The sequence below is a fragment of the Paraburkholderia haematera genome (genome assembly GCF_905220975.1).
GTDB classification, from domain to species: Bacteria; Pseudomonadota; Gammaproteobacteria; order Burkholderiales; family Burkholderiaceae; genus Paraburkholderia; species Paraburkholderia haematera.
In genome coordinates, this window is record NZ_CAJNBK010000007.1 from 241,395 (window position 1) to 262,563 (window position 21,169).

General features: G+C 63.4%; 20 protein-coding genes and 1 pseudogene. 12 read left to right on the plus strand and 9 right to left on the minus strand.

Features of this window, described 5'->3' with window-relative positions; genetic code table 11:
• Window positions 1–37 precede the first annotated feature (37 nt).
• Window positions 38–1,249, plus strand: a complete 1,212-nt coding sequence (locus tag KHO23_RS15855; protein ID WP_211612153.1) for an amidohydrolase family protein — start codon at window positions 38–40, stop codon at window positions 1,247–1,249.
• 460 nt (window positions 1,250–1,709) lie between these two features.
• Here KHO23_RS15855 and KHO23_RS15865 read toward each other — a convergent pair whose 3' ends face one another.
• Window positions 1,710–2,939, minus strand: coding sequence for a 2-aminoethylphosphonate--pyruvate transaminase (locus KHO23_RS15865; RefSeq protein WP_211612154.1), 1,230 nt, complete (start codon window positions 2,937–2,939; stop codon window positions 1,710–1,712).
• Window positions 2,940–3,058: 119 nt separating this feature from the next.
• On the opposite strand from KHO23_RS15865, the gene KHO23_RS15870 reads away from it, so the two are divergent.
• Window positions 3,059–3,940, plus strand: a complete 882-nt coding sequence (locus tag KHO23_RS15870; protein WP_211612155.1) for a LysR substrate-binding domain-containing protein — start codon at window positions 3,059–3,061, stop codon at window positions 3,938–3,940.
• A gap of 151 nt (window positions 3,941–4,091) precedes the next feature.
• On the opposite strand, the gene KHO23_RS15875 is transcribed toward KHO23_RS15870, so the two are convergent.
• The 3 genes and pseudogenes from KHO23_RS15875 to KHO23_RS15880 all read right to left on the minus strand — a co-directional run bounded on the left by KHO23_RS15875 (window position 4,092) and on the right by KHO23_RS15880 (window position 6,145).
• Window positions 4,092–4,838, minus strand: a complete 747-nt coding sequence (locus KHO23_RS15875) for a glucose 1-dehydrogenase (RefSeq protein WP_211612156.1) — start codon at window positions 4,836–4,838, stop codon at window positions 4,092–4,094.
• Between the two features lie 208 nt (window positions 4,839–5,046).
• A pseudogene (locus KHO23_RS35085) lies at window positions 5,047–5,235 on the minus strand (hypothetical protein); the annotation flags it as partial.
• A gap of 160 nt (window positions 5,236–5,395) precedes the next feature.
• Window positions 5,396–6,145: a sulfite exporter TauE/SafE family protein gene (locus KHO23_RS15880; protein ID WP_211612218.1), complete on the minus strand. Its 750-nt coding sequence runs from the start codon at window positions 6,143–6,145 to the stop codon at window positions 5,396–5,398.
• A 155-nt stretch (window positions 6,146–6,300) separates the two neighbouring features.
• On the opposite strand from KHO23_RS15880, the gene KHO23_RS15885 reads away from it, so the two are divergent.
• Together KHO23_RS15885 and KHO23_RS15890 are read left to right on the plus strand one after the other, a co-directional pair.
• Entirely contained in the window at window positions 6,301–7,191 is an 891-nt protein-coding gene (locus tag KHO23_RS15885) for a LysR family transcriptional regulator (RefSeq protein WP_211612157.1), read from the plus strand.
• 167 nt (window positions 7,192–7,358) lie between these two features.
• Window positions 7,359–8,336, plus strand: coding sequence for a PDR/VanB family oxidoreductase (locus tag KHO23_RS15890; RefSeq protein WP_211612158.1), 978 nt, complete (start codon window positions 7,359–7,361; stop codon window positions 8,334–8,336).
• Window positions 8,337–8,413: 77 nt separating this feature from the next.
• Here the strand turns inward: KHO23_RS15890 and catC are convergent, their stop codons facing one another.
• The 3 genes from catC to catB2 form a co-directional block, all read right to left on the minus strand.
• Window positions 8,414–8,704 (minus strand): muconolactone Delta-isomerase, encoded by a 291-nt coding sequence (catC, locus tag KHO23_RS15895; protein ID WP_211612159.1) that lies wholly within the window; start codon window positions 8,702–8,704, stop codon window positions 8,414–8,416.
• Between the two features lie 124 nt (window positions 8,705–8,828).
• Window positions 8,829–9,737, minus strand: a complete 909-nt coding sequence (gene catA, locus KHO23_RS15900) for a catechol 1,2-dioxygenase (protein ID WP_211612160.1) — start codon at window positions 9,735–9,737, stop codon at window positions 8,829–8,831.
• Between the two features lie 51 nt (window positions 9,738–9,788).
• The gene (catB2, locus tag KHO23_RS15905; RefSeq protein WP_211612161.1) at window positions 9,789–10,946 is read right to left on the minus strand and encodes a muconate cycloisomerase CatB2; all 1,158 of its coding nucleotides are present in this window, start codon (window positions 10,944–10,946) and stop codon (window positions 9,789–9,791) included.
• Window positions 10,947–11,049: 103 nt separating this feature from the next.
• On the opposite strand from catB2, the gene KHO23_RS15910 reads away from it, so the two are divergent.
• The gene (locus KHO23_RS15910; protein ID WP_211612162.1) at window positions 11,050–11,937 is read left to right on the plus strand and encodes a LysR family transcriptional regulator; all 888 of its coding nucleotides are present in this window, start codon (window positions 11,050–11,052) and stop codon (window positions 11,935–11,937) included.
• A gap of 14 nt (window positions 11,938–11,951) precedes the next feature.
• Here the strand turns inward: KHO23_RS15910 and KHO23_RS15915 are convergent, their stop codons facing one another.
• Window positions 11,952–12,872 (minus strand): LysR family transcriptional regulator, encoded by a 921-nt coding sequence (locus KHO23_RS15915; protein WP_211612163.1) that lies wholly within the window; start codon window positions 12,870–12,872, stop codon window positions 11,952–11,954.
• A gap of 104 nt (window positions 12,873–12,976) precedes the next feature.
• Between KHO23_RS15915 and KHO23_RS15920 the strand changes: the two genes are divergently transcribed.
• Genes KHO23_RS15920 through KHO23_RS15930 form a run of 3 tightly spaced genes read left to right on the plus strand, consistent with a single transcriptional unit; the run spans window position 12,977 to window position 16,101 of the window.
• Window positions 12,977–14,260: an aromatic ring-hydroxylating oxygenase subunit alpha gene (locus KHO23_RS15920; RefSeq protein WP_211612164.1), complete on the plus strand. Its 1,284-nt coding sequence runs from the start codon at window positions 12,977–12,979 to the stop codon at window positions 14,258–14,260.
• A complete protein-coding gene (locus KHO23_RS15925; protein ID WP_211612165.1) occupies window positions 14,257–14,757 on the plus strand; it encodes an aromatic-ring-hydroxylating dioxygenase subunit beta in 501 nt (166 codons plus the stop codon). Before KHO23_RS15920 ends, KHO23_RS15925 begins: the two co-directional genes overlap by 4 nt.
• Window positions 14,758–14,784: 27 nt before the next feature.
• Window positions 14,785–16,101: an MFS transporter gene (locus KHO23_RS15930; RefSeq protein ID WP_211612166.1), complete on the plus strand. Its 1,317-nt coding sequence runs from the start codon at window positions 14,785–14,787 to the stop codon at window positions 16,099–16,101.
• A gap of 7 nt (window positions 16,102–16,108) precedes the next feature.
• Here KHO23_RS15930 and KHO23_RS15935 read toward each other — a convergent pair whose 3' ends face one another.
• Entirely contained in the window at window positions 16,109–17,611 is a 1,503-nt protein-coding gene (locus tag KHO23_RS15935; protein WP_211612167.1) for a PAS domain-containing sensor histidine kinase, read from the minus strand.
• Between the two features lie 273 nt (window positions 17,612–17,884).
• Between KHO23_RS15935 and KHO23_RS15940 the strand changes: the two genes are divergently transcribed.
• The 4 genes from KHO23_RS15940 to KHO23_RS15955 are packed head-to-tail and all read left to right on the plus strand — an operon-like array spanning window position 17,885 to window position 21,160.
• Window positions 17,885–19,075 carry an acyl-CoA dehydrogenase family protein gene (locus tag KHO23_RS15940; protein WP_211612168.1) on the plus strand — a complete coding sequence of 397 codons (1,191 nt, stop codon included), beginning with the start codon at window positions 17,885–17,887 and terminating at the stop codon, window positions 19,073–19,075.
• A 47-nt stretch (window positions 19,076–19,122) separates the two neighbouring features.
• Complete coding sequence (locus KHO23_RS15945; RefSeq protein ID WP_211612169.1) at window positions 19,123–19,500, plus strand: hypothetical protein; 378 nt, start codon at window positions 19,123–19,125, stop codon at window positions 19,498–19,500.
• A gap of 20 nt (window positions 19,501–19,520) precedes the next feature.
• On the plus strand, window positions 19,521–20,036 hold the full coding sequence (locus KHO23_RS15950) for a nuclear transport factor 2 family protein (RefSeq protein ID WP_211612170.1): 516 nt from the start codon (window positions 19,521–19,523) through the stop codon (window positions 20,034–20,036).
• Window positions 20,033–21,160, plus strand: coding sequence for an amidase (locus KHO23_RS15955; protein WP_211612171.1), 1,128 nt, complete (start codon window positions 20,033–20,035; stop codon window positions 21,158–21,160). Before KHO23_RS15950 ends, KHO23_RS15955 begins: the two co-directional genes overlap by 4 nt.
• Window positions 21,161–21,169: the final 9 nt, after the last annotated feature.

Consider the following 21,169-nt stretch of genomic DNA (forward strand, 5'->3'; position numbering starts at 1 on the left):
GCAACCCTGATTCCCCGCCCCCTGGCTGAACGCTCTGATGACTTCGACAACCCTTCACGCCGTGACAAACGATCTGCTCATTACCGACGTCCGTCAGCCGGACGGCGCACGCGTCGACGTATCGATCGCCGACGGCCACATCGTGGCAATCGGCCCCGGCCTGCCGCGTGCGCCCGGCATCGCCCATGAGGACGGCGCGGGTGCGCTGCTGCTGCCTGGATTCGTCGAAGGCCATACGCACCTCGACAAGACCACCTGGGGCATGGACTGGTATCGCAATGAGGTCGGCCCGAAACTGACCGACCGCATCGAAAACGAGCGGCGCTGGCGCGCGCAAAGCGGCCATGACGCGGGTGCACAGTCGCTCGCGCTGGCTCGCGCATTCATGCAGGCGGGCACGACACGTCTGCGGACCCACGTCGATATCGATACCGACGCGGGACTGCGCCATCTGGAAGGCGTACTCGCCACGCGCGAGCGGTTGCGCGATGTGCTCGACATGCAGATCGTCGCGTTCCCGCAGTCGGGCGTACTCGGCCGTCCCGGCACGGACATGCTGCTCGATCGCGCCTTGAGCGAAGGCGCCGATGTGCTCGGCGCGCTCGATCCCGCGTTGATCGACGGCGATCCGGTTGCGTCGCTGAACCTGACCTTCGACATCGCAAACCGCCATCACAAACCGATCGATATTCATCTTCATGAACCCGGCGAAATCGGCGCGTTCACGCTGGGTCTTCTGCTCGACCGGGTCGCCGCACTCGGCATGCAAGGGCAAGTGGTCGTCAGCCATGCGTTCTGTCTGGGCGCATTGCCCGAGCGCGAACGCGATGCCTTGCTCACGCGGCTCGCCGACCTTCGCGTGGCCCTCCTGACGACGGCACCGCCTTCGACACCGGTGCCGCCGCTCAAGGCCTGCATCGAACGCGGCGTGACGCTGTTCGGCGGCAACGACGGCGTGCGCGACGCGTGGACACCGTATGGCTCGCCGGACATGCTCGAGCGCGCGATGCTGATCGGCATGCGCTACGGCCTGCGCCGCGACGACGATCTCGCGATTGCGTTCGATTGCGTCAGCACCACCACCGCCCAAGGCTGCGGATTCGCCGACTACGGCTTGCACGCCGGTGCGCGTGCCGATCTCGTCCTGCTGGACGCGGATACGATCGCCCACGCAATCGTCGCGCGGCCGCAGCGCAAGCTGGTGGTGGCCAATGGCCGGATTGTCGCGCGCAATGGCGCAGGTCGTTAAGATCCTCAACGAATAGGCCGTGCTCAACGGCGACGTTGCCGTCTCGCTGGTTTATCCAGGCCGTGAGTTCGTGCCGCGCAAGATCCGCGAATTCATCGATCTCGCTGTCGGTTATTTCAAGTGATGAAAAGCGGATGACCGGGCGCGGTGGCTTCGCTTGCCGTCAAGGGCATCGTGCCTCACAGCACCGGCGCCAGCGCCGTGATGAACCCCCTGATCCTACCCATGCCACATACTCCGCTTCGCCTCTGGAAGCGAATTTAGCCACGACACGCGCGATTCGAAGCGCACGCTGCGGTATGGCGGAAATCACGGCACCCGGGTCGTAAAACGTGTTAGCGGGTCATACCTCGGCGACGGCCACAACGCCCTGCCCCTTTCATGCAAGCGGCACGGGTTATTCGAACCAGCCGATATAACCCGGCCCGGAATGCGCCGCGTGCCGCGCAGGGCACGCTCTTCACGCGGCTTCTGCCAGCGCCTTGCGCTCTTCTATCGCCACCGCCGGCGGCGCGGCGTGGTCGACGCCCATCGCCTGCAACGACTGCGCGCAGGCCTCCACCACGCGGCGCATCACGCGCTCATCCACCTGGCCGATGCAGCCGATGCGGAAGCTGTCCACCACCGTCAGCTTGCCCGGATAGATGATGAAGCCCTGCGCCTTCATCAATTCATAGAAGCGTTCGAACTTGAACGACGGATGTGCCGGCGCGAAAAACGTGACGATGATCGGCGAGCGCCAACGCGCGCTGAGCAACGGCTCGAAGCCGAGTTCATGCATGCCCGCGACCAGCACGTCGCGATTGTTCGCATACCGTGCGAGACGCCCGGTCTGACCGCCTTCGAGCTTGTGCAGACGCAATGCCTCGATAAATGCGGCCACCGTGTGCGTCGGCGGCGTGAAGCGCCATTGACCGGTGCGATTCATCACGTCCCACTGATCGTAGACGTCGAGCGAGAGCGAATGGCTGCGGCCCTTGGCCTCCTGCAACGCGCGCTTGCGGGCAATCACGAAACCGAAGCCCGGCACACCCTCGATGCATTTGTTCGCCGACGACACGAAGGCCTCGCACGAAATCTGATTCACGTCGAGCGGCACCGCGCCGAATGCGCTCATCGAGTCGATCAGCAGCTTGCGGCCTTTTTTCGCGGTGGCGGCGGCGATTTCTTCGATCGGGTTGAGAATCCCGGAGCTGGTTTCGCAGTGCACGGCGACCACGTGCGTGATGCGCGGATCGGCGTCCAGCATGCTTTCGACTTCGGCGCCGCGCGGGGGCAGATAGTCGCCCTTATCGAGCACCGTGCAGGCACGGCCGAGATAGCCGAGCGTGGTCGCAATGCGCTTGCCGTAGGCGCCGTTGGCCAGCACCAGGGCATGGCCGTCGCGCGGAATCAGGCTGCCGAGCATCGCTTCGACGCAATAGCTGCCGCTGCCCTGAAGCGGCACGCAGTCGTACTCGCCCGCGGTGTCGCCGGCAATGTCCAGCAGGCTGCTGCGCAGTTGAGTGGTCATCGCGCGGAAGTCGCCGTCCCACGAGCCCCAGTCGCGCAGCATCGCTTCTTTGGTCGAGAATGCCGTAGTCAGCGGCCCCGGGGTCAACAGATACGGCTCGCCTTTCGCCGGCGCGGCACACGTCACGGTTGAAGGTAGGGCGGACACTGCCGGGGAGCTGTCGATCGCGCTGTCCATGTTCGGAATCTCCGATATCGCTGTTTCGATGCTTGACACAGTACAGAAAGGTCGATCATCGGTAAAATCGATATAATCGATGCAGGCATCGTAAAAACTTATCTCTCGACGAGGCGGACGTGCAATACGCGCAATTGCGGGCGTTTCATGCGGTCGCGGAACATGGCGGGTTTTCCAAAGCAGCGCAGGCGCTGTCGCTCACGCAGCCGGCGGTGTCGGATCACGTGAAGCGGCTCGAGCAGGACTACGGCGTCAAATTGTTCGAGCGTGGCCCGCGCGGCGTCGAAACCACGGAACTCGGCCTGCGTCTCTTCAGCGTGACGCGGCAGATGCTCGGTTGCGAGCGCGACGCACGGCAACTGCTCGAATCGGCGGGCGGGCTCGAGTCCGGCTCGCTCTCGCTGGTCGCGGACGCGCCCGATCTGGCGGTCGCGTTGATCGGCGCGTTTCGCAAGCTGCATCCGGGAATCGTCGTGACGCTCTCGATCGCCAATGCCGCGGACTGCATGCAGCGCGTGCTGTCGAGCGCGGTCGATGCCGCCATTACCGCCGCCCCGCAGGTGCACAGCCGGCTCGAGTCGCGCGTGCTGCGGCGCGATCCGCTGGTGGCGATGGTGCCGGCAAGCTATCCGGTGGCGAAGAAACGCAAGCTGAGCTACGCGGAACTCGTGCAGCAGCCCATGATCTTTCGCGAGCCGCAATCGGTCACACAGCAGTTGCTGGAGATCGAATTGGTGCGCGAATCGTTGCAGGTCGAACCGGTGATGTATGTGGACGGGCGTGAAGCGCTGGAGGAAGCGGTCGCGCAAGGCATGGGGGTGGGCGTGATCGCACGCGCGGAATTCAACGAGTCCCGGCGGATCAGAATGATTCCGCTCCAGGATTGCCAGGTTCAGATGATCGAATCGCTCACGCGGCTCGCCGGCCGGCCGGGGTCGAATCTGCTGGATGCGTTGTTTGCGGTGGAGTTGGCGGGCGCCGCTGCGGTAACGGCTCAATAAAACCGTAAGCCGCCGGGCAAGCGCTGCCCGGCGGCTTTTTATACGGTCCTGAATAGACGGTCCTGAAGCGGAAAGCGTGGGGTGACGCGAGGCCAGGCGAGGCGGCACATAGCCTCGCGACCACACGGCCCCACACTACGCGCCGATCCTGTTAGCGCGAACCGCCGCTGGCAATCAGGCTTTCGCCGGTCATCCAGCGCGAGTCGTCGGAGGCGAGGAATGCCACGACGTCCGCGATATCGTCGGGTTGACCGATGCGGCCAAGCGGCGTCGTGCTGACCGCCCACGCCTCGAAGTCCGAGCCGATGAAGCCAGCACTATGCGTGCCTTCAGTTTCCACCATGCCGGGATTCACGGAGTTGACGCGAATCTTGCGCGGGCCGAGTTCACGTGCGAGCACGCCGGTGATAGCGTCCACCGCGCCCTTGGTGGCCGTATAGACCGCGCTGCCCGGCGGCGTAATGCGGCTGACAACCGAGCTGACGTTCACAATGCTGCCACCTTCGCCCAGATGCTTCGCCGCCGCTTGCGTGACCAGCAGCAGGCCCAGCACGTTCACATTGAACTGCTTATGGAAGTGCTCTTCGGTGATCTCTTCGATCGGTGCCATCTCGTACACGCCGGAATTGTTGACGAGCACGTCGAGGCGGCCATACGTTTCGACTGCCGCATCGATGATGCCCTTCGCGTCGGCGGCCTTGGACACATCGCCTGCAATTGCCACTGCCTTGCCGCCCGCCGCGGTAATTGCTGCGACCACATCGTCCGCGCCTGCCTTGCTGGACGCATAGTTCACCACCACCGAGGCGCCCTGCGCCGCCAGTGCCTTCGCAATCGCGGCGCCGATGCCTTTCGATGCGCCCGTTACAACCGCAACCTTACCTGTGAGCTTGCTCATGATCGATTCCTTTAGACGAAGTTCGCGCCGACGTGCCATCGCGGAGAGTCGCGACGCTGACGCCGATGAAGCTGGAAATGCAGTGGCGCTGTCACTGGACACAATGTAGGCACACGGGCCGCAGGGATAAAGCGGCTGGAGACGAATAGATACGTCGGATGAGCCGAACAATCGGCAAGACGTTGGGGGCGGAACGCACGAGGGAAGGTCAAACAAAAGCACGGCGGGCACCGGCGTTGACGCCGGCGCGACACCCGCCTGCTTCATCGCCTGGACGCAAACCCGCAAAAAACGACTGCGCGTTCGCATCGAGCGTCTCGATGTGATACCCGCCTTCCTGCACGATCAACGTCGGCAGTTTTAGCGCACCGGGTTGGCCGCCGAGTTTGCCGAAGCCCAGCTAACCGGGGATGAACCTGACGGTTCACCGATTTCCGCATTTGCGGATGAACGCGATCTGCACCGCCACACTTGCCAGCACGGCCAACGCGCCTAACGTATCCAGAATAGTCGACCACACAATCCAGCCCTCCTGCTTCACGCTCCCCACTTCATGATCAAACGAATGCGCGCACCAGTAACTGAATACCCAGGCCGAGCAGACAAAGAAAAAACCAACGGCGGAAGGTCACCGGACTAATGTGCCCGCGCACCCGTTGGCCGATCCACATGCCGAGCAAGGCGGGCACCACGGCGCCAAGCGACTCGCCCAGGTCGTCGACCGCAAATACATGCTCCCGTGTCAGGCCGATAGCGAGCGCGATGGTGGAAACGGTGAACGACAGGCCGAGGGCCTGAACCAGGTCCTCCTTTTTTAACGTTAACCCCTGAAGATAAGGCACCGCCGGCACGACGAACACGCCGGTCCCTCCCGTGATCGCGCCGGTGACCACGCCGACCGCCGGCGACAGCCAGCGCTCGTGTCGTGCCGGCACCGAGAAGCGCCAGGCCATCAGCCCGGCCGCGGCATAGAGCGTCAACGCGGCGCCCAACCCGGCCACGGCCCATTCGCCACCGCCGCCCGCAATGAACGACGCAGCCGCGAGCGTGCCCGCGACGATGCCCACCATCATCGGCCACAAACGCTTGACCAACTCCCGCACGCCGGGCCCCGCGAACAGTTGCCAGACGTTCGTGACGAACGATGGCAGCAACAGCATCGCGGCAGCCTGCGCCGGCAGCATCAGCGTCCCGAGCACGCCCATGGCGACGGTCGGCAGGCCCATGCCGGTCACGCCCTTGACGAAGCCGGCCAGCACGAAAGTCGCGGCAATCACGCTCGCATGCAGCGCAAAAGAAGAGGTCATGGGGATGATGTTCTGGATGTCATGTGAGCGATTTTCGATTACCGCGGCGGCGCCCACAATGCGTAAGATACGTACTGTGACTTAGGCTAGGGCTAAGGCTGAAACCGCACCCGCAACTCCAGTCACGGTTGCGCCACCCACTCTAATCCGACTCCATGCGCTTCGATCTGATCGACCTCCGCCTTTTCCTGAACATCCTCGACACCGGCAGCATCACGCATGGCGCGGCGCGCGCGAACATGTCGCTGCCGTCGGCCAGCGCGCGTTTGCGCGGCATGGAAGATGCATTGGGCGTGCCGTTGCTGGAGCGCGGCCGGCGCGGCGTGGAGTCCACGGCGACAGGCGACACGCTTGCGCATCACGCGAGACTCGTGCTCGGCCAGATCGACCGGATGCAAGGCGAACTCGGCGAACATCAGGCCGGGAGCAAAGCCTGCATCCGTCTGTGGACCAATACCGCCGCGATCACCGAGTTTTTGCCCTCAGCGATTGGTCTCTTTTTGCGCGATCACCCCAACGTGCAGATCGATCTGAAGGAACGGCAAAGCAGCGAAACCGTGAAAGCGGTGCTGACCGGCGCGGCGGAGATCGGCATCATCTCGGATGCCGTCGAACACGGCGCGTTGCAGACGCTGCCCTTCGCCGTCGACAAACTCGTGCTGGTCACGAGCCGGGACGACCCGCTAGCCGCGCGGCGCCGCGTGACGCTTGCGGAAGTGGCTGACCGTGAATTCATCGGCCTGAGCACGAGCAGCGCGTTGCACGCATACCTGGGCGAACGCGCCCTGCTATCCGGACAGCCGCTCAGCGTCCGTGCGCATATGCGGACCTTCGACAGCATCTGCTGCATGGTCGAACAGGGCGCGGGCATCGCCATCGTGCCTGCCACCGCCGCGAAACGCTATCGCGGCACGCCGGGCATTCGCACGATCGAACTGACGGACAGTTGGGCGACGCGTCAGTTGCTGATCTGCATGCGCGACCTGAACGCGCTGAAACGGCCGGAAAAGGCGCTGGTCCGGCATCTGGCGGGTGTCGAAGGATGACGAAGGTGTAGGGCTGACACTCAATTATCAATACGGTTTATTTGACAACCTATTTTTAATCGATTTGCCTGATTGTCGGCTGTTTCTTATCCTTGAAGCACAACCGGCCACCGCGCATTGCATGCGGCGGCCGCTCTGCCCCTCTCTGTCCATTGGACGGCAAGATCATGGAAAGAACCACCTTCAGCGTACGCGTCGACAGCGTGCGCGACGAAGCGCACGGCGTGCGCTCGTTCAGCGTCTCGCGTCTGGACGGACAACCGTTCGACGGTTACGAACCCGGCGCGCATATCGACGTGACCGTGCCCTCGGGCGTCACGCGGCAATATTCCTTGTGCGGCGATCCGGATCATCGTGACGCGCACCTGTTTGCCGTCAAACGTGAAGACGCGTCGCGCGGCGGTTCGCGCTCGCTGCATGACGATGTGACGATAGGCAGCGAATTGACGGTCGGCGCGCCGCGCAATCTGTTCCAACTTGCGCCCGGTGCGAGCGAACACATACTGGTTGCAGCGGGCATTGGCGTGACACCGCTATTGAGCATGGCGTACCGGTTGCTCAAGCAGAAGCAGCCCTTCGTATTGCATTATTTCGCGCGCAGTGCGGAGCACGCGGCGTTCTTGCCGTTGCTCTCGCGCGCGCCGTTCAGCGATTACGTGCGGCTTCATTTCGGCGTCGAACGGGAACAGCTCGATACGGTGCTGGCCGACTGCGTGGCAAGCGCGCGTGAAGGCTCGCACCTCTATACCTGCGGCCCGGCGCCCTTCATGGAGCGTGTGGTGGCAATAGGCGAAAAGCGCCTTGCTGCCGAAGCGATTCACCTTGAACGCTTTGCGGCCGAGCCCGCTTCGGCGGCCAGCGGTGAATCGAACACGCTCGATTCATTCGAAGTGCGAATCGCCAGCAGCGGTGCAACGGTCCACGTGGACAAACACACGACGATCGTCGCCGCGCTGGCGTCGATCGGTATCGAAGTCGATACGTCATGTGGTGAAGGCGTATGCGGGACCTGCATGGTCGACGTGGTGAGCGGCACGCCCGAGCATCGCGACCACTGTCTGAGCAAAGCGGAAAGAGCCGGCGGCAAGGTGATCTGCTGCTGCGTGTCACGCGCGGCTTCGCCGTTGCTGGTACTCGATCTTTAAGACTCGATCTTCAGACCTTCAGCGCAACCAGGTGCTGCATTCGCAGCACCTTCTTTCTTGCGCCCCCTGTTGCAGCCTTACCGGTCGTCGTCGCGAATCGACGATGCATGCCGGCACAACGCGCGCACTTCGACATCCATATACGGAAACAGCGGCAACTGGCTCAGCACGTCGTGCAGATGCGCGGGGCTTTCCACGTCGAACACGCTGATATTCGCGTAGCGGCCGGCAATACGCCACAGGTGCCGCCACACGCCCTCCTGTTGCAGCCTCTGCGACATCGCCTTCTCTTCGGACTTCAGGCGCGCGGCGCGCTCCGCGTCCAGGTCATTCGGCAAATTGACGGTCATCTCAACGTGAAACAGCATGTTTGCGCTCCTTGGCTTTTCGGTAACGAAAAAACCTGGCTGCCCGGAAAACGATGCCGCGCAGCCAGGGTCGATCGATTCATGCGGTACATCCCTACCTTTCAGGCGTTACAGCGTTGCAGCCTCAGGCTTCCGCGCGCAAGCGCTCCACTTCCGCGCCCGGCACATTGTCGCGTTCCTTGAACAGCGTGAAGTCGAAATCGATCAGCGCGAACTTGCCTTCCACGCTATAGGGTTTGCCTTCCGCGCCTTCAGCCTGCTTGACGGCCGGCACGAGCCCGTCGCGCGTGGCGAACGCAAAGTCGTCCCACAGATACGGATCGCCGTCGATGTTGATCTGCGTGGTCAGCTTGCGGCAGCCCGGCGACGATACGAAGAAGTGGATATGCGCCGGACGATGCCCATGACGGCCCAACTGATCAAGAAGCAACTGCGTCTGTCCTTGCGGCGGCACCGAGTAACCCACCGGCACCACGCTGCGGAAGCTGTACTTGCCTTCGGCATCGGTGCGAATCGAGCGGCGCAGATTGAAGGCCGGCTGTGACTTGTCGAAGTACGAGTAGTTGCCGAGGTGATTCGCATGCCACACTTCGACCAGCGCATTCGCGAGCGGCTTGCTGTCTTCGCCGAACACGCGACCGCGCATCACCAGCGTCTGACCGGGATCGGTGCCGTCATCCAGTCGCGCATGACCTTCGAAAACCGGCGCGCCCGCCACATACAACGGTCCTTCAATCGTGCGCGGCGTGCCGCCTTCGATGCCGGCCTTCGCTTCGGCTTCGTCCATACGCAGATCAAGAAAGTGCTCGAAACCGAGGCCCGCGGCCAACAGACCGAGCTCGCCGCTCTTGCCCGCGTCGCCGAGATAATTCAGCGCGGTCCAGAATTCGGCGGGTTGGACGTCGAGGTCTTCGATCGTGTAGAACAGATCCTGCACGATACGGTTGACGATCTGCTTCGTGCGCGGATTGCCTTCACTAGTGGCGCTGTCGTTGATTTTCTGCAGCAGCGCGTCGATGGCTTGCTTGTTCATGGGGTATCTCCTTCGTTTAATGTTCGTGGCGGCTGGCGGATGACCCGTCAGTCAGTGGGTAATGACGCTTGCGCCCTTGCGTGAATCGCGCCGCAAGCGGTCGATCTTGTCCCAGTCGAGCGCGATGCCAAGACCCGGCCCTTGGGGAAGATGCAAAGCAAAGTTCTCGTAACGCAGCGGTTCCGTGAGAATCTCTTCGGTCAGCAGCAACGGCCCGAACAGTTCGGTACCCCACTTCAGGTCGCCAAAGGTGCTGAAGAGTTGCGCCGAGGCGATGGTGCCCACCGCGCCTTCGAGCATCGTGCCGCCATACAGGTCGATGTTTGCGGCGAGCGCAATTGCCGCCACGCTCGCCGCGCCCGTCAGGCCACCCGATTGCGCAATCTTCACGGCGAAGACGTCGGCCGCGCGCGCGCTGGCAAGCGCGAATGCATCGGCTGGGCCGTGCAAGGCTTCATCGGCCATGATCGGCACCTGAGCGAGATCGGTCAGACGTTTGAGGCCGGCCCGGTTCTCCGCGGCGATCGGTTGCTCGATCAGCGCAATACCCGCCTCGGCGAACCGCTTGCCGGCCCAGATCGCTTCCGATTCCGTCCATGCCTGGTTCACGTCGACACGCACTTCACCGCGTCCTTCCAGCGCTTTCTGAATGGCCACCACGTGCGCCACGTCGTCGGCCAGCGCGCGCGAGCCGATTTTCAGCTTGAATACGCGATGCCGCTTCGCTTCGAAAACACGCTCGGCTTCGTCGATATCGCGGGTCGTGTCGCCGCTTGCGAGCGTCCATGCAACGTCCACCGAATCGCGCACGCGCCCGCCGAACAGCTCCGACAAGGGCACGCCGAGGCGCTGCGCCTGGGCATCGAACAAGGCGGTTTCAACCGCCGATCGGGCAAAGCGGTTGCCCTGAAACAGCGCGCGCAGCTTCGCCATCGCAGCGCCCGGACGGGTCGCGTCCATCTGTTTGAGCAGCGGCGCGAAGTACGTATCGATGTTGACCTTGATACTTTCCGGGCTCTCCTCGCCGTAGGCGAGGCCGCCGATGGTCGTGCCCTCGCCCACGCCGACCACGCCGTCGGAAGAGCGGATGCGCACCAGCACGAGCGTCTGGCAGTTCATCGTTGCGACCGAAAGCCGGTGCGGACGAATCGTCGGTACGTCGACGAGAATCGTCTCCACGCTCTCGATCTTCACGGGTGTTGCTATCATTCGTTGCCCTCCTGAACTGCTTTACCGGGAGGACCATAGTAAAAACAAACCCACGAAGCAGTCCAACACCGATTCCGACTACTTCCATACCTTGGGGGTATGCATGGAACTTCGCCAACTCCGCTATTTCATTGCGGTCGCCGAAGAAATGAACATCACGCGGGCGGCTAACCGCCTGCATATGACGCAGCCGCCGCTCAGCCGCCAGATCCAGCAGATCGAGGAAAGCGTTGGCCTTGCGCTGTTCGAGCGCGGCTCGCGGCCGCTGCGCCTGACCGAAGCCGGCCGCATTTTCTATGCGCAGGCCAAGCGTCTGGTCGACGACGCCGACGAACTCGCCCCGCTCACGCGGCGCCTCGCGCAACTGGCCGAGCGGATCGTGATCGGCTTCGTGCCGTCCACGCTCTATGGCGCGCTGCCCGCGGTGATCCGCGCGTTTCGCGAGGCGGCGCCGCATATCGAGTTGTCGTTGATCGAAATGTTCACGATCGAGCAACTCGCCGCTCTCAAAGGCGGCCGTATCGACGTGGGTTTCGGCCGCCTGCGTTTCGACGATGCGCAACTGGCGCGCGAAGTGCTCGTCGAAGAACGGATGATTGCCGCACTGCCGCAAGACCACGCGCTCGCCCGCCAGAAGAAACCGCTGACGCTTGCCCAGCTCGCGCAGGAAACGCTGATCGTCTATCCGAGCACGCCGCGGCCGAGCTATGCGGACCAGCAGTTGTCAGCGATGCATGACCACGCGCTGGAGCCCAAGTCCATTCATGAAGTGAGGGAATTGCAGACCGCGCTGGGTCTGGTCGCGGCGCAAGTCGGCGTGTGTCTCGTGCCGGAAAGCGTGGAAGGCTTACGCGCGCATGGCGTGGTGTACCGGCCGGTTCCGGCCGCCAATATCGCGTCGCCGATCATCATGAGCCGCCGCCTGCAGGACGAGTCGCCAACCACGACGTTGCTATGTTCGCTGGCGCGGGAGTTGTTCAAACGGGTTTGAAGAGGCGTCCCGTCTCAACGCTCGTCGAACCGCCCCACGATATCGGCCATCAGATTGCGCAACCACACGTTGCCCTCGTCCTGGTCGAAATGCTCGTGCCAATGCATCGTCACTGCCGCCATCGGCAACGTGACAGGCAACGCGTAAAGCTGAAACCCGCCGTCCCGATTGAAAATCTGTGCGAGACGCCGCGGCAGCGTCGCGAACAGATCGGTCACGGCCAGCACACTCGGCAAGGCCACGAAATGCGGCAATTCGAGCGCGATATGCCGGCCTACACCTTGCGCGCGAAACGCATCGTCCAGCGCGTAGTGGCTGTGTTCGACCGAGGTGATCTGCACGTGCGATGCGTCCAGAAACGCCTTCATGCTCAGCTCTTTCGTACGCGGCAAGCCGCGCCGCTTGCGCGTCATGCAAACGTAAGTCTCCTCGAACAACGCCTGGTGACGCGTGCGCGCGGTCAGCGTCGGCAGATTGCCGATTGCAAAATCGAGCCGGCTCCCGCGCAACGCATCTTCGATTTCTTCCACCGGCAGCGGCTCGATGCGCAATTTCACGCGCGGCGCCTGCCGGTGCAACGCCTCGCAAATCGGCGGCAAATACGCCAACTCGCCCGCATCGGACAGCGATAACCTGAAGGTGCGCGTGCTCACTGCCGGATCGAAGTGCTCTGCGTAGCGCAACGCTTCACGCACGGTATCCAGCGCCCGCGCGACGATACTCGACAGTTCGAGCGCGATCGGCGTGGGCTGCATGCCGGCGCGCGTACGAATGAACAGCGGGTCGTCGAACAGGGTTCGCAACCGCCCCAACGAATAACTGATAGCCGGCTGCGAGAGCGCAAGCCGCTGGCCGGCCCGCGTGAGGCTGCGCTCCTCGACGATCGCCTGGAAAACGCGCAGCAGATTGAGGTCGACGTGGTCCAGTGAATTCATCGAGATATCCATGAGATTGATTTTATATTTTATTTTAGATCAATTTGACGCATATCAGGTACTCGGCGAGACTTGGCTTCATCGACCACCCACCTACGACTGCCATGAGCGAATCCTCATACCAGACCGTCGATGCGAGCGCCTTGTACCAGCGCGCGCAGTCCGACCGCGTCGCCCCGTCGCTGTACTACGACCCGGCGGTTTTCGAAACCGAACTCGAGCGTATTTTCTACAAGACGTGGATCTGGGTCGCGCACGAAAGCGAACTGCCGAATCCGGGCGACTTTCGCACCACAATGATCGGCCGCCAGCCGGTGATCGTGGTGCGCGACAAGAGCGGCGCCGTCAACGTGCTGCAAAACCGCTGCCGCCATCGCGGCGCAACGGTGTGCGAGCAGCACAAGGGCAACGCGAAAGGCTTCACATGCCCGTATCACAGCTGGACCTATGGCCTCGACGGCGCATTGCGCGCCCTGCCCTATGGCGACGGCTACGAAGGCGTGATCGACAAGACCGAGTTGCCGCTCGCGAGTCTGCGCGTGGGCATCTATCAAGGCCTGATCTTCGCGAGCTTCAATCAGGAGATCGAGCCGCTCGAGGATTTCCTTGGGGGCGCCAAACCGTGGATCGACCTGTTCATGAAGCAAGGCGCGGGCTATCCGATCAAGGCGAACGGCGAGCATCGCTTCCGCTTCAACGGCAACTGGAAGATCCAGCTCGAAAACACCACCGACCTGTATCACTTCCCGGTTGTCCACAAGTCGTGGATGAAATCGATCGACGACGAAACCGCCGCCGCGATTACGAGCTTCATGACGAGCGACCAGGCATTCTGCCGCTCGCTCGGCAACGGCCATAGCCTCGCCGTGCTGGTGCCGGAACTCGTCGACCTCGATCGCGACGACGGCGCGCCGATCCCCGAGCGCTTCGCGGGACTCGCCGCCACGCTTGCACAAAAACACACGCCTGACGAAGTGCGCCGCATCGTGCGTTCGCTGATGGGCGTCGGCTTCAACCTGAATCTGTTTCCGAATCTCGCGCTGTCGATGGCCTTTTTCCGCGTGCTGCGGCCCATCTCGGCGAATGAGACGGAAATCCGCCACGTCGCCCTCGCCATGGACGGCGGCCCCGAAGAAGCGAACCGTGTGCGCCTGCGCATTCACGAACACTTCCAGGGCCCGTTCGGTTTCGGCAGTCCGGACGACGCCGAAGCGTGGGAACGCGTGCAACGCGGCTCGCATGCCGGTCCCGATCTGCCGATCCTCGTGAACCGCGGCCTGAATCGCGAGCACACGGCGCCGAACGGCGAAAAGACCGCGCACGCCACCGACGAAACGGGCATGCGCGAAGCGTACGCGCAATGGCGCACGATGATGGAGCAAGCATGATGGACAACAGGAACACGCTGTTCTCGCAGCAGACTTTTGCCGGCGCGATCGAACTGATCTGGCGCGAAGCCGAGTTGCTGGACCGCAAGGACTATCGCGAGTGGCTTTCGCTGTGGGACCCGGCGGGCTTTTACGTGGTGCCGATCGATCCCGGCACCACCGACTTCGCCGCCACGCTGAACTACGCCTACGACGATCAGGACATGCGCGAGAAACGCGTACAACGCATGACGTCCGGCTATTCAGCCTCGGCGAGCGACGCCGCCCGCACCGTGCGCACGGTGTCGCGTTTCACTTTGACGAGCGATACGAGCGACGAGGTCGAGGTGAGCTCGGCGCAGATCATTGTCGCGTACAAACGCGGCAAGTCGACCTTATTCGCGGCGGACCTCACGCATCGCATCAGTTTCGCGAGCGGCGAGCCGCGTATCGTACAGAAGGTCATCCGCCTGATCGATTCGACCGAGACGCTCAGCGCCATCGGCTTCCTCCTGTAATTGACGACGATACCAGCGAGCACGACGATGCAAAACGACACGCTTTCTTCCACGGCCGGATCGCCCGCCACGCCCGCGGCGCCGGCGACCTCGCGGACCCTGCGGCGGATCATCGTCGCCTCCGTGCTCGGCAACGCGCTCGAATGGTATGACTTCTTTCTGTATGGCACGGCGGCGGCCCTGATCTTCGGGCCGCTGTTTTTTCCGCTGCACGGCGATCCGTTAATGGGCACCCTCGCCGCCTTCGCCGGCTTCGCGATCGGCTTTCTGGCGCGGCCATTGGGCGGCATCGTGTTCGGTCATATCGGCGACCGGCATGGCCGAAAACGTGCGCTCGTCGTCACGCTGATGATGATGGGCGTGGCGACCTTCGGCATTGGCCTGTTGCCGACGTTTTCGCAAATCGGTTTCCTCGCCCCCATCGCGCTCGTCTGTTTGCGGGTCGTACAAGGTATCGCGTCCGGCGGCGAATGGGGTGGCGGCGTGCTGCTGATCAGCGAGAGCGCGCCGGCCAATCGCCGCGGCTACTACGCATCGTTCAGTCAGTTGGGTGTGGCGGGCGGCTTCGTGTTGTCGGCGGCCGCGTTTTATCTGGTGCAGCGGCTGCCGGTGGAAAGCTTCATGTCGTGGGGTTGGCGCGTGCCCTTTCTCGCCAGCGTGCTGATCTTCGGCGTCGGTGTGTATATTCGCCGGCGCCTGCCCGAGAGCCGCGATTTCGCCACCGCCAAACCGAAGCACATGCCGGTGTTGACCGTGCTGCGCAATCACCCGAAACAGGTGTTGCAGGCCATGGGGCTGCGCGTCGCCGAAAACGGCGGCACGTATATCTTCCTGTCGTTCGTCCTGGTGTATGGCAAGACGATCGGCGTGCCGGTTCCAGTGATGCTCGGCGGCGTGATGCTTGCCATGCTGATCGAACTCGTCACGATCGTGCTGTGGGGCCGGTTATCCGATGTGATCGGACGGCGGCCGGTGTATATGATCGGCGCGCTCGGACTCGTCGTGATCGCGTTTCCCGCATTCTGGCTGATCGATACGCGTGAACCGATGCTGGTGTTCCTGTCGCTAGCATTGGGCTTGCCCTTCTGCCACGCTGCGATGATCGGCACGCAGCCCGCGCTGATGGGCGAGCTCTTTCCCACCGAGGTCCGCTATTCGGGCATGGCGCTGGGTCACGAAATCGCTTCGGTGTTTTCCGGCGGCCTCGCGCCGCTGGTCGCCATCGCGCTGTATTCGAAGGTCCATGCGGCATGGCCGGTCGCCTTGATGCTGATCGGCTTCGGTCTCATCACCGCGATCACGCTCGTGACCATTCCGAAGAACATCAACACCACGCAGGGCTGAGATGCGATCAGCGGCCAGGCGCGGCGATGAGCGGCAGCGTAAAACTGCATTGGAGCCCGCCTTGCCGCGCCGGTTTGGCCCAGATTTCGCCACCATGCCGCGTGACGATGTTCTTGCACAGCGACAAACCAATGCCATTGCCGCCTACCTTCGACGAAGAGAACCCGTCGAACAGCCGGCCATGCGCACCCGCGGGCACGCCTGGGCCGTTGTCGATCACCTGCACGAGCGCAAACTTGCCTCGCAGGCCGGTGACAAGGCGCACTTCTCCACGCCGTGCCGCGGCGTTCGTGCTTTCATGTGTGTCTTGCGTCAGCGCCTCGATCGCATTGAACGCCAGATTCAGCACCACCTGGCCGATCAGCACGCGTTCGCAATACACCGGCAAGGCTTCGGGCGCCTGCTCGATGGTGAGCGCAACACCTGCCTCTTTGGCGCGCAATTTGATGAAGTACGCAACGTCCGCGATGATGTCGCGCAGATCCGCATTCGTCTCGCTCGGCTCTCGTTTGACGACGTAATCGCGCACGCTCCTGATGATGACCGCCGCATGCTCGGCCTGACGATCGGCGCTGCGCAAACCCCACACCGCGTCCTCGACGGGGCCGGGTTGCGCGAGACGCCGGATCGCGCCTTCGATGAAATTGCGCACCGACGCGAGCGGCTGACTCAACTCGTGCGCAATGGCGGTCGCCATTTCGCCCATTGCGTTGTACCGCCCCGCGTATTCCAGCAGCCGCGCTTCATGACGACGCGCCTCTTCGACGGCGACTTCATCCGTGATATCGCGAAAGTGCAGCAGGCGGCCGTTGAGATCGTCTTCGATCTCGATTCTTCTACACGTGATGCGCAACCAGCCCGGCGTGCCATCGCGGCGCGTGATGCGATAACGCTGCGGTGCCGAGGGCTGGATGCGCGGTGCGGCGGCGAGCTGTTCGAGCAGCCGGTCGCGATCGGACTCGCTGCAATAGTCGAGCACGTCGCCCATCGGCGCGCCCTCGTCCAGACCCAGCACACGTCGTCCGGATTCGCTCACGAATTCCACTTCGCCCGCGGGCGTCAGTACGGCGACGCCTTCGCCGAGGTCCTGCATGAACTCGCGCAGCCGCGATTCGTAGCGCCGCAACGTCTGCTTGAGCGTGTCTTCGACGCTGATATCGCGGAACTGCACCATCACCACCGCGCGCTCGCGCAGCGGCACGTAGGTGGCAATGGCCTCGGACAGCATGTCGGCCCCGCTACGCGAGCGGTAACACCATTCGTAGACCTGCGGACCTTCGGTGATCGCGCGGTCCATGGCGCCCACGCCAATCTCGCGGCGGTACTTCGGCACCGGGCGGGTCATATCTTTCGCCTTGAGCGGCAGCAGTTCTTCGAGCGTAAAGCCGAGCGCCTCGCAAGCCGCGCGATTGGCCCACACGATTGCCTTCGTTTCGGCGTCGTGCAGCAGCACGCACAGTGTCAGCGCGTCCAGCAGGCGGTGGAAATCTTCTTCGGCGGGGAAATTCATCGGGCGAGACGGTGGAGAAATTCGATCGCGTTTTCGATCACGTATTCGATCGCGTAGATGAAGGAACATAACACCAGTCCGCATGATTCGCGTCTGAAGATTTCTTTAGCTACCCCCGGCGCGTTACCTAAAAACGCATCCCGCGCCCCAATTGAAGCGTTCTTTTTGCATTTCTAGACTGGCCTCACCCTGCACGCGCCGTCACCGGCCTCATCCCCCGCGACCCACGTGCTGCGAGTTTCAGCCGATAACGAATCAAGGAGATGCACTGCCATGTCAGACACCGCCACCGCCACTGTTGCCGCCATCACGGACGCGAGCCCCGCTGCAACGCCCCTGCCGCTCGCCGACGTCATCGCCGAAATCGCCGCGCGGCGCGAGGAGTTCGAGCGCCTGTCACATGTGCCGCGCGACGTCATTGCGAGCCTCAAGCGTGCGGGCGTGTATCGGGCGGCGACGCCGCGGCGTTTCGGCGGCGATGCGCTAGCGCCTGGCGCGTTTCTCGACATGATCGAACGCATTGCGGTAGCGGACGGTTCAGCGGCATGGGTCGCAAGTTTCGGCTCCGCAAACGTGTATCTGGCGGCCTTGCCGCTGGCAACGCAGGCGCACATCTACGCCGACGGTCCCGATCAGGTGTTTGCAGGCGGCCTCTTCCCCGTACAACCCGCGCAGCCCGCCGACGGCGGCTGGCGTGTGAACGGCACGTGGAAATTCGCGAGCGGCTGCAAGGGCGCCGATTGGCTCGGCGTGGGGATCGGTGTGACCGGCTTAGGTGCGACCGGCTCAGGCGCGGCCGGCAAGCCACGCACGGCCGTGTTCCGGCCGCATCAGGTCGAGATCGTCGAGAACTGGGATGTGGTCGGCATGCAAGGCACCGGCAGTCACGATCTGCGCGTGACCGATCAATTCGTCGCCGACGACTGGACCTTCGTGCGCGGCGGCGAACCGTGCGTGGACGAGCCGCTGTATCGCTACCCGACTATCGCTTATGCCGCGCAAGTGCTGGCCGTGGTCAACCTCGGTCTCGCCCGTGCCGCGCTCGATGTCGCCAACCAGATGGCCGGCGGCCGCAAGACCACCACCGGCGCGCCGCAGCTCGCCGACCGCGCGTACTACCGGATCGAACTGGCAAAAGCCGAGGCGCAATTGCGTTCGGCTCGTGCGTTCTTCTATGACACCACCGACACGGTCTGGCAATCGATCCTCGCCGGCAACCCGGTTACGCCGGAGCAGACCAGCCTGCTGCGCCTCGCTGCGACGCAGATCGCCCGCGAAGGCGCCGAGGTCGTGCAGCGCGCCTACCGGCTCGGCGGCACGATGGCGATCTACCGCACGCATCCGTTGCAGCGCCTCTTGCGTGACGCAATGGTGGTCACCCAGCACGCCTTTCTCGGCGAAGGCAACTTCGACGGCGCCGGTGCCGTGTTCGTCGGCGTGCCGCCGATTCCGGGCTACCTGTAAGCCACTACTGCATTTGACCTTCAAACGATTTCACGGAGAACCCCACCATGTCCGATACCCCGAAGCTGCCCCTGCGCGTTCTGTTCTGCTGCGGCGTGACGCAGAATTTCTTTGACTTGCCGCGCGAGAAGATCGGTGAAGTCTGGCAGGCCTACGGCAAGATGCTGGCCGCGGTCGAATCGATGGAGGGCGTCAGCGTGCTCGGCATCATGGACGACGACCGCCTCACTGTCGGCCAGGCCGACAACTCGCCGTGGACCTTCTACATCATGGCCGACGTGCGCGACTTCGATACCGCCGTGGCGGTGTGCAATCTGTATCGCACCACGCCGGTCGGCGAGTACAACCTGTGGCGCTACGGCAAGATCGAAGCGCGAGTGGGCCGTGCGCTCGAAGTGCCGCCGCAACATGCCAATGCGGCCTGAACATGCAGGAACGTGACGCGATGAACGAGACCCCGGATACGCTTTTCTTGTTGACTGAACGCCTCGCGGCACTCGAAGCCGAATCCGCGGTGCGCCGCACCATGGCGCGCTATATGACGTTATGCGATGTGCCCTCGGGTGCGCTCGAAGGCGAGACGCTCGCGGCCCTCTTCACGTCCGACGCGATCTGGGACGGCATCGGCCCGCAGTACACCAGCAAGTTCGGCCGCCTCACCGGCCATGCGCAAATTCTCGGGATGCTCACGCGCTACCTGCCGCCGTCGCCGCATTTCTCGGTGAACGTGCACTTCCTCACTTCGGAAACGATCGAGGTGCAGGGCGCAACCGCGAAAGGCCGCTGGATCATGCTGCAAGCGTCCGGCTACGTCGACATGCAAGCCGAGTTGATCTCGGCACGCCTCGAGGTGGATTTCGCGCCCGCCGACAATGGCCGCGACTGGCTCATCACCCACTTTCGCACCGAACGTCTTTTCGATGCGCCCTGGCAAGTCAATGCAAGGAAACCGAACCCATGAATGAGTTGATCCAGACCCTGTCACTGGGTGGCACGGGCCCCAGCATCGCGATCAAGGACACGATTGATATCGCCGGCTACGCAACCACGGCCGCGAGCCGCGCGTTGGCCGGCACACCGCCGGCTACCCAGCATGCGGAAGTCGTCGCGCGATTGATCGATGCAGGCTGGCACATCGTCGGCAAAGCGAATATGCACGAACTGGCGTTCGGCATGACCGGTATCAACGACTACACAGGCACGCCTGAAAATCCCCAGGACGCCTCGCGCATTCCTGGCGGCTCGTCGAGCGGTTCGGCGGCTGCCGTTGGTTTGAAACTCGCCGATGCCGCGCTTGGCACCGACACCGGCGGATCGATTCGCGGACCTGCTGCGTGTTGCGGCGTGATCGGTTTGAAGCCGACTTATGGGCGCGTATCCCGGCACGGCGTTGCGCCGCGTGAATCGACGCTCGATTGTGTCGGGCCGTTCGCGCGCGAGATGCAGATGATCGTCGCCGCGATGCAGGCGATCACCGCCGACTTCGACCTCCATGCCGCTAATGCGACGCAAACAGGTGCGTTGAACGTCGGTATCGTGCAAGTCGACGCAATGCCGGACATTCTCGACGCCGTTGCGCGCGCAGCAGACCAAACCGACTGTGGCGCTCGCACGGTGGCACTCGCGGGCTTTGCCGCCGCCTTCGAAGCGGGCCTCGCGATCATCAACGCCGAAACCTCGCATGCGTTCGGTCACCTCGTGGCAACCGGTAAGCTCGGTGCCGATCTCGACGCACGGCTGCGCGCCGCAGCAAAAACAACCGCGGCGCAGTGCAATGCGGCGGAGTCGGTACGCCGGCAATTCACCGCGGCCGTCGATCATGCGCTTGAAAGCGTGGACGTATTGATTCTCCCCACCCTGCCCGCGCTGCCCATCACGCTCGACGAGGCACGCGGTGGCGCCTCGGTTATCGCCATGTCGTCGTTGATCCGGCCGTTCAACCTGAGCGGCCATCCGGCTCTGAGCCTGCCCTTGCCTATCGACGGCTCAGCGCTCAAGGCGGGTTTGCAGATCGTTGGACGCAAAGGTTCGGACGAACAGGTGTGTGCAATCGCGGCACGCTTCGAAGCGGCCCTCGCCGTTTAAGCACAGCAC